Genomic DNA, 10,143 nt, shown 5'->3' on the forward strand with positions numbered 1-10,143 from the left:
CGGCGCACCGGCTGCTTCGCGCTGCCCGGAGAACTCGTGCGGTTCCGGTGGGAACCCATGGGTGTCGAGCGGTGTACCAGAAGCAGCGGATGCGCCCATTCGCACGCGCCACCATGACGAGGTGTCACCGACGATGCACGACAAGCACAACAAGCACCCCGCGCACGACATGCACGCCACGCACGACAAGCACTCTGAGCGCCACCAGCGGCCTGAGCACCACCTGCCCCACCAGCACGCGGAGCCGCGGCGCGCTCCCTCCCGCCGGATTCTGCTCGGCGCCACGGCCACGGCTGCGGCCATCGTCGCCGGGGCGGGCATCCTCACGGCCTGTTCCGGCTCGGACGCGGGCGGCCGCCATGGCGGAGGCCACGGTGGGAGCGGCGGGTCCGGCTCCGGGGGCTATGTGGACCCGGCGGGCGCCGAGGTCGCCGCCGCCGAGAAGAAGCGGGACCGGGGCGGCCGGGTCCGCGAAGTGAAGCTGATGGCCATGGAGACCCGGCTCGACCTCGGCGGCCGCGAGGTCCGCACCTGGGCATATGGGGACGGGCTGCCCGGCAAGGAGGTCCGCGTCACGGCGGGCGACACCCTCGCGCTCACCCTCGCCAACCACCTCCCCGAGGCCACGTCCCTGCACTGGCACGGCATCGCCCTGCGCAACGACATGGACGGCGTCCCCGGCCTCACCCAGCGGGACATCAAGCCCGGGGCGGACTTCGCCTACCGCTTCACGGTGCCGGACCCGGGGACGTACTGGTTCCATCCGCACTCCGGCACCCAGCAGGACCGCGGGCTGTACGCGCCTTTGATCGTCGAGGACCCGAAGGAGCCGCTCAAGTACGACAAGGAGTGGGTGGTCGTCCTCGACGACTGGGTCGACGGAGTGGACGGCTCGACCCCGGACAGCGTGCTCGCGGAGCTGAGCAAGGGCATGGCCGGCCACGACATGGGCGGAAGCGGGGACGGCGGCGCCGACGAGGGCGGCATGGACCACGGCGGCCACGGCATGTCACACGCGGCGGCGCGGACCGAGCCCTCCCCGAAGCCGAAGCCGGAGCGGACCTCCGGGCCCTCGCGGATGATGATGGGCGCCAAGAGCGACCTCCTCGGGGGCGACGCGGGCGACGTCGCGTACCCGCACTACCTGATCAACGGGCGTACGGCGAAGGCGCCCTCGCAGTTCCGCGCCCGCCCCGGCGACCGCATCCGCCTGCGGATCATCAACGCCGGTGGTGACACGGCCTTCCGCGTGGCGCTCGGCGGCCACGAGATGACGGTGACGCACACGGACGGCTTTCCCGTGGAGCACGCGAAGACGGACGCGCTGCTGCTCGGCATGGGCGAGCGGTACGACGTCCTGGTCACCGCCAAGGACGGCGCCTTCCCGCTGACCGCGGTGGCCGAGGGCAAGAAGGCGGCGGCGCTGGCGGTGCTGCGCACGGGCGGCGGGACCGCGCCGTCCGCGTCGGCCCGCCCCAAGGAGCTGACGGGCCGCCTCCTGACCGCGGACGAACTGCGGGCGGCCGAGTCCGTCGCCCTGCCGTCCCGCAAGCCGGATCGCACGGTCAGGCTCCGCCTGACGGGTGGCATGGCGAAGTACGACTGGGCCTTCGACAAGAAGCCCTACTCCCCCGACCGGCGCCATCCGCTGCGCGCGGGCGAGCGGGTCCGCCTGATCTTCGCCAACTCCACCTCGATGTGGCACCCGGTACACCTCCACGGCCACACCTTCGCCCTGACGAACGCGGCGAACGGCCCCCGCAAGGACACCGCGATCATCCTGCCGAACGGCACGCTGACGGTGGACTTCGAGGCGGACAACCCGGGCCTGTGGATGGTCCACTGCCACAACGTGTACCACTCGGAGGCGGGGATGATGACGGTGCTCGGTTACCGCGCCTGACGGCGCCCCTGGCCATAGCCCCAGAGGCAGGACGGGCCCAGAGACAAGGGGCACCCCACCCGGACCACCGCTGTCCGGGTGGGGCGGCCCCAGGCCCCGCAGGCATCGCGTCGCTCTGACGATTACACTGGGCGCGTGCCTCAACTACGTCTCGCCCTGAACCAGATCGACTCCACCGTCGGCGATCTCGCCGGGAACGCCGAGGCGATCGTCCACTGGACCCGGCACTCCGCCGAGCAGGGGGCGCATCTCGTCGCGTTTCCCGAGATGGCGCTGACCGGGTATCCCGTGGAGGACCTCGCCCTGCGGTCGTCCTTCGTCCAGGCCTCGCGGGACGCGCTGCACGCGCTCGCCGCCCGGCTGCGGGACGAGGGCTTCGGGGAGTTGCCCGTCGTCGTCGGCTATCTCGACCGCACCGAGGAGGCCAAGCCCCGCTACGGCCAGCCCGCGGGCGCGCCGCGCAACGCCGGCGCCGTGCTGCACCGGGGCGAGGTCGTGCTGACGTTCTCCAAGCACCACCTGCCCAACTACGGCGTGTTCGACGAGTTCCGTTACTTCGTGCCGGGCGAGACCCTGCCGGTCCTGCGGGTGCACGGCGTCGACGTCGCCCTCGCCATCTGCGAGGACCTCTGGCAGGACGGCGGCCGCGTGCCCGCCACCCGCAGCGCGGGGGCCGGCCTGCTGCTCTCCATCAACGCCTCGCCGTACGAGCAGAACAAGGACGACCAGCGGCTGGAGCTCGTGCGCAAGCGGGCGCAGGAGGCCGGCTGCACCACCGCGTACCTCGCGATGATCGGCGGGCAGGACGAGCTGGTCTTCGACGGCGACTCGATCGTCGTCGACAAGGACGGCGAAGTCGTCGCGCGCGCCCCGCAGTTCGCCGAGGGCTGCGTGGTCCTGGACCTGGAGCTGCCCGCCGCCGCCCCGGTGCCGCCGTCCGGCGTCGTCGACGACGGGCTGCGCATCGAGCACGTCACGGTCTCCGAGGAGCCCCTGCCCGCGTACGAGGCGGAGCTCACCGGCGGGTACGCCGAGCGGCTGGACGACGACGAGGAGGTGTATTCGGCGCTGGTCGTGGGCCTGCGGGCGTACGCCGCGAAGAACGGCTTCAGCAGCGTCCTGATCGGGCTGTCCGGTGGCATCGACTCGGCGCTCACCGCCGCTATCGCGTGCGACGCGCTGGGCGCGCGGAACGTGTACGGGGTGGCCATGCCGTCCCGTTACTCGTCCGAGCACTCCATCGGCGACGCGGAGGAGCTGGCGCGCCGCACGGGGCTCAACTTCCGTACGGTGCCGATCGCCCCGATGTTCGACGCGTACATGGGCTCACTCGGGCTGACCGGGCTCGCCGAGGAGAACCTCCAGTCGCGCCTGCGCGGCACGATGCTGATGGCGATCTCCAACCAGGAGGGCCACATCGTGCTCGCGCCCGGCAACAAGTCCGAGCTGGCGGTGGGCTACTCCACGCTCTACGGCGACTCCGTGGGCGCCTACGGCCCCATCAAGGACGTCTACAAGACGTCGATCTTCCGGCTCGCGGAGTGGCGCAACCGCGCCGCGCAGGAGCGCGGGCAGACGCCGCCCATCCCGGAGAACTCCATCAGCAAGCCGCCGAGCGCGGAGCTGCGCCCCGACCAGGTCGACACGGACTCACTGCCGGACTATCCGGTCCTCGACGCCATTCTTGAGCTCTACGTCGACCGGGACCAGGGCGCCGACGCGATCGTGGCGGCGGGCTTCGACCGGGAGCTGGTCACGAAGACGCTGCGGATGGTGGACACGGCGGAGTACAAGCGCCGCCAGTACCCGCCGGGCGCGAAGATCTCCGCGAAGGGCTTCGGCAAGGACCGCCGCCTCCCCATCACCAACCGCTGGCGCGAGACCGCCGCCGGCTGAGGCCGGCGGCCCCGGGGAAGGCACCGACGACGGCGCGCCACCGGCCTCCGGACCGCTCAGCGGTGGGACGGCTCCCGGTGGTGTGCCGTGCCGGTGGCGACCAGGCGCGCCGGTGGCGACTGCGGCGTGGCCCGGCGGTCGACCGCGTAGGCCGCCGCGGCCACCGCGAGGCCGAGGACCGCGAGGACCGCGCCCGTCACCGCCGGTGACGTGACGCCGAAGCCCGCCGCCAGGGCGAGGCCGCCGATCCAGGCGCCGCCCGCGTTGGCGAGGTTGAACGCCGCCTGGTTGGCGGAGGAGGCCAGGGACGGGGCCGCCGACGCCTTCTCCATGACCATCAGCTGGAGCGGCGAGCCCGTGGTGAACGCCGCCATGCCGAGCAGCATGACCGCGAGCGCCGCGCTCCACCCGGTGCTCATGAGCAGCGGGAAGAGGGCGAGGACCGCTGCCAGCGCGATCAGGCCGCCGAAGAGCGTTCCCCGCAGGGAGTGGTCCGCGAGCCGGCCGCCGAGGAGGTTGCCCGCGGTGGCGCCCACACCGAACAGCGCCAGCAGCAACGTGACGCTGGATTCGGCGTAGCCCGCGGCGTCCGTCAGCATCGGCGTGATGTAGCTGTACGCCGCGAAGAGCGCGCCGAAGCCCGCGACGGTCGTACCGAGCGCCAGCCACACCGGCACGCTGCCGAGCGCCCGCAGCTCGCCGCGCAGGCCCACCGCGTCGCCGTGGCCGTGGTCGGCCGGGACCAGGAGCGCGAGCGCGGCGATGGCGACGAGGCCGATCGCGCTGACCGCGAGGAACGTGGCGCGCCAGCCGAGCTGCTGCCCCATGGCGGTGGCGACCGGCACGCCGACGATGTTGGCGACGGTCAGGCCGAGGAACATGAGCGAGACCGAGCGGGCCTTGCGCTCCGGGGCGACGAGCCCAGTGGCGACGACCGCGCCGACGCCGAAGAACGCGCCGTGCGGCAGTCCGCTCAGGAAGCGCGCGGCCAGCAGCGACGTGTTGTCGGGGGCCACGGCGGACAGGGCGTTGCCGACGACGAACAGCACCATCAGGCCGATGAGGACCCGGCGGCGCGGCAGCTTCGCGGTGACGGCGGCGAGCAGCGGGGCGCCGATGACGACGCCGAGCGCGTACGCGGAGACGAGGTGCCCGGCGGTCGGGATGGATATGTGCAGGTCGTCCGCGACGTTGGGCAGCAGGCCCATCATCACGAACTCGGTCGTGCCGATGCCGAAGGCGCCCACGGCGAGGGCGAGCAGGGCCAGGGGCATGAAGAAGTACCTTCCACGGAAGCGGGGGAACAGCGAGAGAGCGAGAGGGAAAGCGAGAGGGGAAGAGCGGGGGAATCCGTAAGTTTACGTACGGAACAAAGTCTCGCGTACCCGGTATTCCGTGGGGTCAAGAACGAACGACCGGGACGTTACGAGGAGAGGTCCACCCGCGCCGCGATCGGCAGGTGGTCGCTGCTCGTCTCCGGGAGCGTCCAGGAGGAGACCGGCTCGACGCCCTTGACCATGATCTGGTCGATGCGCGCCATCGGGAACGACGCGGGCCAGCTGAAGCCGAAGCCGTTGCCCGCCGCGCCCTGGGTGGAGCGCATCTGGGAGGTGACCGCGTTCAGCGCGCGGTCGTTCATGGTGCCGTTGAGGTCGCCGAGCAGGACGACCTTGCCGAGCTGCTCGTCGGCGATGGCCTCGCCGAGCGCGTCGGCGCTGTTGTCGCGCTGGTTGGCGGTGAAGCCCGCGTCGAGCTTGACGCGCACGGACGGCAGGTGCGCGACGTAGACGGCGACGTCACCCTTGGGCGTCTCGACCGTCGTACGCATCGCGCGGACCCAGCCCAGCTTGATGTCGACGGGCCTCGTGCCGGAGATGGGGTACTTGCTCCACAGCCCGACGGTGCCCTCCACCGCGTGGTACTTGTACTGCCGCGACAGCGCCCTCTCGTACGTGGGGACGGCGTCGGCGGTCAGTTCCTCCAGGGCGATCACGTCGGCGTCGGACGCAGCGACGTCCTGGGCGGTGCCGGTCGGGTCGGCGTTGTCCGCGTTGACGTTGTGCGTGGCGACGGTGAGGTCGCCGCCGGTGCCCGACTTGTCGCTGATCAGGCCGCCGAACGAGTTCAGCCAGATGACCACCGGCAGCAGCAGGGCGATCAGCGCGGTGGCGGACTTGCGGACCACCGCGACCACCAGCAGTACCGGGACGAAGACGCCGAGCCACGGCAGGAAGGTCTCGGTCAGGCTGCCGAGGTTGCCGACGTTGTTGGGGATCTGCGCGTGGAAGAGCATCACCAGCGCGATGAGCACCGCGGCCCCCGCGGTGACCAGGCCCCGCTTCCAGATGCCCGGGTCGCCGCGCCAGCCGTCGAGCAGGCGCCGGAACCGGGATTCGGGACGCTCCGGCCCCGAGCCGTCGCTGCCCGTCTCCGTCATATACGCCTGCGCCATACCCTCGTCGCCTCACTGCCTGCCGTGCACACCGTCGGTCCGCCCCTGAAACCCTAGGGGATGAACGGTGTCGTCCCTGCCGTCCACGACGGCCGTACAGGCACCAGGACGATCGGGGCGGCGCGACAGGTTCCTGAACAGCGCGGGACAGCGGGTGCTGTGACGAAACCCGCATACTCCCGTCGGCCCCGCCGCGCCATCAGACCTGGGGCCGCAGCCCCTCGAGGACCGTGTCGACGATCCGCTCGGCGAGGCCGTCGTCGAGCGGCGCGTCGGGCCGCATGACCGTGCGCACCAGCATCGGCCCGACCAGGAGGTCGTTGGCCATCTCGATGTCCACGTCCGCGCGCAGCTCGCCGTCCGCGACGCCCCGCCGCAGCACCTCGTAGGTGGCGCGGCGGCGGGGGTCGACGACAGTGGCGTGGTACGCCGCCCAGAGTTTGGGCAGGGCCTTCATCTGCGCGAAGACGTTGTGCAGCAGGGCCGAGGAACGCATGTTCAGGCCGCGCCTGCGCAGGCCCTCCAGGAGGCAGACGAGGTCGTCGCGCATCGAGGTGCCGGGCAGCTCGGGGTCCGGCTCCTCGAAGACGCGCAGCACGTCGACGAAGAGGGCCTCCTTGCCGTCCCAGCGCCGGTAGATGGTGGCCTTGCCGACACCCGCGGTCCGGGCGATGCGCTCGATGGACAGTTCGGTGAGCGGCACGCCCTCCTCCAGGAGCCGCACCACCCCTTCGATGATGGCCTGCTCCACGGCCTCGCTCCGGGGACGGCCCCGGGGGGCCTTCGCGTGTGCGTCCCCCTTGGCGATGTGGACCACGTCGTCTCCGTCTCTCTCCGCGCCGGCTGCCGGGGCGATTCTCCCTCAGCGGCCGGCGACGCCCGCCGGCTCGGCCTCCCGCTCCTGGGGGCCGGGCACCGGCGGCGTACGTCCCGGCAGGAACAGGAAGACGACCACCGTGCCGATCGCGGCGACGCCCGCGCCCCACAGCGCCGTGACGTGCATGGCGTGCAGGAACGAGTCGTTGGCGGCCGTCACGAGCGGCTCCCCCCGCGGACCGAGCTTCGCCGCGACGCCGAGGGTCGCCTCGATGGACTCGCCCGCGGTGTGCCGGGCACCGGCGGGCAGCAGCGCCAGCTTGTCCTCGACGCCGTTGCGGTACGCGGTGGACAGCACCGAGCCGAGGACGGCGATGCCGAGCGCGCCGCCGACCTGCCGGAAGGTGTTGCTGAGCGCGGAGGCGGAGCCGGCCTTCTCGCGCGGCAGGGCCTGCATGATCACGACGCTGGTGGGCGTCATGATGTGCGCCATGCCGGTGCCCATCAGGAAGAAGATGACCTCCAGGACCCAGATCGGCGTATCCGCGTCGAGGAACGAGAAGGCCGCGAGGGTCGCCATCACCAGGAGCAGGCCGCCGGTGCACACGGCCCGTACGCCGAACCGGTCGACGACCAGGCGGGCGCGCGGCGCGAAGACGAGCTGGGCCACGGCGAGCGGCAGCATCAGCAGGCCGGTCTGAAGCGGCGAGTAGCCGCGCACGCTCTGGGTGTAGAAGACCGAGAAGAAGGTGACGCCCATCAGCGCGAAGAAGACGAGCGCGATGGCGCTGATCGCCGCCGAGAAGACCTTGTTCTTGAAGTACGAGATGTCGACGGACGGGTGGTCGCAGCGCTTCTCGTACAGCACGAAGACGACGAGGACGGCGAGGCCCGCGAGGGTGGTGCAGAGCACGGCCGGGTCCGTGAAGTCGGCGAGCTGGCCGCCCTTGATGATGCCGTAGACGAGCAGGACGAGGCCGACGACGGAGAGCGCGACGCCGACGAGGTCGACGCGCCCCGGCTTCGGATCGCGCGAGTCCGGCACCAGCCACACCATGAGGGCCACCGCGACGATCACGATCGGTACGTTGATGAGGAAGACCGAGCCCCACCAGAAGTGGTCGAGCAGGACACCGCCGGTGATCGGGCCGATGGCGATGGCGAGGCCGACGCCGCCCGCCCAGATGCCGATGGCCTTGGGCTGCTCGTCGCGCTCGAAGACGTTCATCAGGACGGCGAGTGTGGCCGGCATCACGAAGGCCGCGCCGAGGCCCATCAGCGCGCGGAACGCGATGAGTTCGACGGGCGAGCCGGACTGCGCGGCGAACGCCGATCCGATGCCGAAGACGATGAGCCCCGCGAGCAGGACCTTCTTGCGGCCGAGCCGGTCGCCGAGCAGCCCGGCGGTGAAGAGCAGGCCCGCGAAGACCAGCGTGTAGGAGTTGATCGCCCACTCCAGCTCGCCCTGGGTGGCGCCGATGCCGGTGGGTTCGGGGGTGGAGATCGTCTTGATGGCGACGTTCAGGATCGAGTTGTCGAGGACGACGATCAGCAGGCTGAGCATGAGCACGCCGAGGATCGCCCAGCGGCGCCGGTGCACGGCTTCCGGTATGCGGGGAGGGGTGGGCAGGGGAGGGTTGACATGGGATCCACCGTAAACCCATTTCGATACGAGACCGTCTCGTATTGGAAAGAATTTACCCGGCCCCGGGGCCCCCTAGCCGCCGGGCGCCACCTGGTGCCACCATGGAGGTGATCCGGGGACGCCGTCAGGGCGCCTCGAGATGACAGAAGGAGCCGTTGCGATGACGCAGCTCTCGGCTGCCCAGAAGAGCACCGAAGCCCCCGCGAGCCCCGACAGCAGCAAGGCGCTGTACGGCGGCAAGGGCACCCGGCGCATCACCGTGCGCGACATCACCGCCGCCAAGGAGCGCGGCGAGAAATGGCCGATGCTCACCGCCTACGACGCGATGACCGCGTCCGTCTTCGACGAGGCGGGCATCCCCGTCATGCTCGTCGGCGACTCGGCGGGCAACTGCCACCTCGGGTACGAGACCACCGTGCCCGTCACCCTCGACCAGATGGCGATGCTGTCGGCCGCGGTCGTGCGGGGCACCTCGCGTGCCCTGATCGTCGGCGACCTGCCGTTCGGCTCCTACCAGGAAGGCCCCGTCCAGGCCCTGCGCTCGGCGACCCGCCTGGTGAAGGAGGCGGGCGTCGGCGCGGTCAAGCTGGAGGGCGGGGAGCGGTCACTGGCCCAGACCGAGCTGCTGGTCCAGTCCGGCATCCCCGTCATGTCCCACCTCGGGCTGACCCCTCAGTCCGTGAACACCATGGGCTACCGCGTCCAGGGCCGCGGCGACGAAGCGGCCCACCGGCTGCTCAACGACGCCAAGGCCGCGCAGGACGCCGGCGCGTTCGCGGTCGTCCTCGAACTGGTCCCCGCGGAGCTCGCCGCCGAGGTCACCCGCTCCCTGCACATCCCGACCGTCGGGATCGGGGCGGGCGCCGAGTGCGACGCGCAGGTACTGGTCTGGACGGACATGCTGGGCCTCACCGGCGGGAAGATGCCGCGGTTCGTCAAGCAGTACGCGGACCTGCGGGGCGTCATGACCGACGCGGCCAAGGCGTTCGCCGACGATGTGGTGGGCGGGGCGTTCCCGGCGGCGGAGCACGCGGTCCACTAGGCGTGGGGCCTTGGCCGCGGGTCGCTGCGCGGCCCAGCGGTACACATGAACCACCGCGGTACAACGGCAGCCCGTCGATAGTCCCCCGTCGACGGGCTGCCCCCTTTTGCTCCGGCGCCCCGGGCTGCCCGCGCTGCCCTCGGGCTGCGCCTTGAGTCGCTGCCTCCGGGCTGCCCCTTGGGCCGGTGTCCCGGCGGCTACCCCTTCGGGCCGGTGTCCCGGCAGCTGCCCCCTTGGGCCGGTGTCCCGGCGGCTGTGTCCTGTCCCGCCGCTGCGCGCCGGATGCTTTCCCACCCACCCACCCGTTTGCCCGGTGGCGGAGACAGGGCTGTAGGAACACCCGCGATCGGCGCGGAGCGGCGGGGCAGGGGGCAGCCGCCGAGCAACGG

The 10,143-nt window shown here is 71.7% G+C and carries 7 protein-coding genes; 3 read left to right on the top strand and 4 right to left on the bottom strand.

Features of this window, described 5'->3' with window-relative positions:
• Positions 1-133: 133 nt before the first annotated feature.
• Positions 134-1,903: a multicopper oxidase family protein gene (locus KKZ08_RS10945; protein ID WP_223774275.1), complete on the top strand. Its 1,770-nt coding sequence runs from the start codon at positions 134-136 to the stop codon at positions 1,901-1,903.
• Between the two features lie 135 nt (positions 1,904-2,038).
• Positions 2,039-3,799 carry an NAD+ synthase gene (locus tag KKZ08_RS10950; protein WP_223774276.1) on the top strand — a complete coding sequence of 587 codons (1,761 nt, stop codon included), beginning with the start codon at positions 2,039-2,041 and terminating at the stop codon, positions 3,797-3,799.
• A gap of 56 nt (positions 3,800-3,855) precedes the next feature.
• Here the strand turns inward: KKZ08_RS10950 and KKZ08_RS10955 are convergent, their stop codons facing one another.
• The 4 genes from KKZ08_RS10955 to KKZ08_RS10970 form a co-directional block, all read right to left on the bottom strand.
• Entirely contained in the window at positions 3,856-5,073 is a 1,218-nt protein-coding gene (locus KKZ08_RS10955) for an MFS transporter (protein ID WP_223774277.1), read from the bottom strand.
• A 149-nt stretch (positions 5,074-5,222) separates the two neighbouring features.
• A complete protein-coding gene (locus tag KKZ08_RS10960) occupies positions 5,223-6,251 on the bottom strand; it encodes an endonuclease/exonuclease/phosphatase family protein (RefSeq protein WP_223774278.1) in 1,029 nt (342 codons plus the stop codon).
• A 199-nt stretch (positions 6,252-6,450) separates the two neighbouring features.
• On the bottom strand, positions 6,451-7,059 hold the full coding sequence (locus KKZ08_RS10965) for a TetR/AcrR family transcriptional regulator (protein WP_223778998.1): 609 nt from the start codon (positions 7,057-7,059) through the stop codon (positions 6,451-6,453).
• 54 nt (positions 7,060-7,113) lie between these two features.
• Positions 7,114-8,667, bottom strand: a complete 1,554-nt coding sequence (locus KKZ08_RS10970; RefSeq protein ID WP_223774279.1) for an MFS transporter — start codon at positions 8,665-8,667, stop codon at positions 7,114-7,116.
• Between the two features lie 205 nt (positions 8,668-8,872).
• Between KKZ08_RS10970 and panB the strand changes: the two genes are divergently transcribed.
• Positions 8,873-9,754, top strand: coding sequence for a 3-methyl-2-oxobutanoate hydroxymethyltransferase (gene panB, locus KKZ08_RS10975; RefSeq protein ID WP_223774280.1), 882 nt, complete (start codon positions 8,873-8,875; stop codon positions 9,752-9,754).
• Positions 9,755-10,143 lie beyond the last annotated feature (389 nt).

This window comes from Streptomyces sp. 135 (genome assembly GCF_020026305.1).
In the GTDB taxonomy this organism is placed as follows: domain Bacteria; phylum Actinomycetota; class Actinomycetes; order Streptomycetales; family Streptomycetaceae; genus Streptomyces.

What these genes read in the sequence shown, in the direction of transcription:
- KKZ08_RS10960 (WP_223774278.1), bottom strand. Translation starts at nt 6,251, where the DNA reads ATGGCGCAGGCGTATATGACGGAGACGGGCAGCGACGGCTCGGGGCCG.
- KKZ08_RS10945 (WP_223774275.1), top strand. Translation starts at nt 134, where the DNA reads ATGCACGACAAGCACAACAAGCACCCCGCGCACGACATGCACGCCACG.
- KKZ08_RS10955 (WP_223774277.1), bottom strand. Translation starts at nt 5,073, where the DNA reads ATGCCCCTGGCCCTGCTCGCCCTCGCCGTGGGCGCCTTCGGCATCGGC.
- panB (WP_223774280.1), top strand. Translation starts at nt 8,873, where the DNA reads ATGACGCAGCTCTCGGCTGCCCAGAAGAGCACCGAAGCCCCCGCGAGC.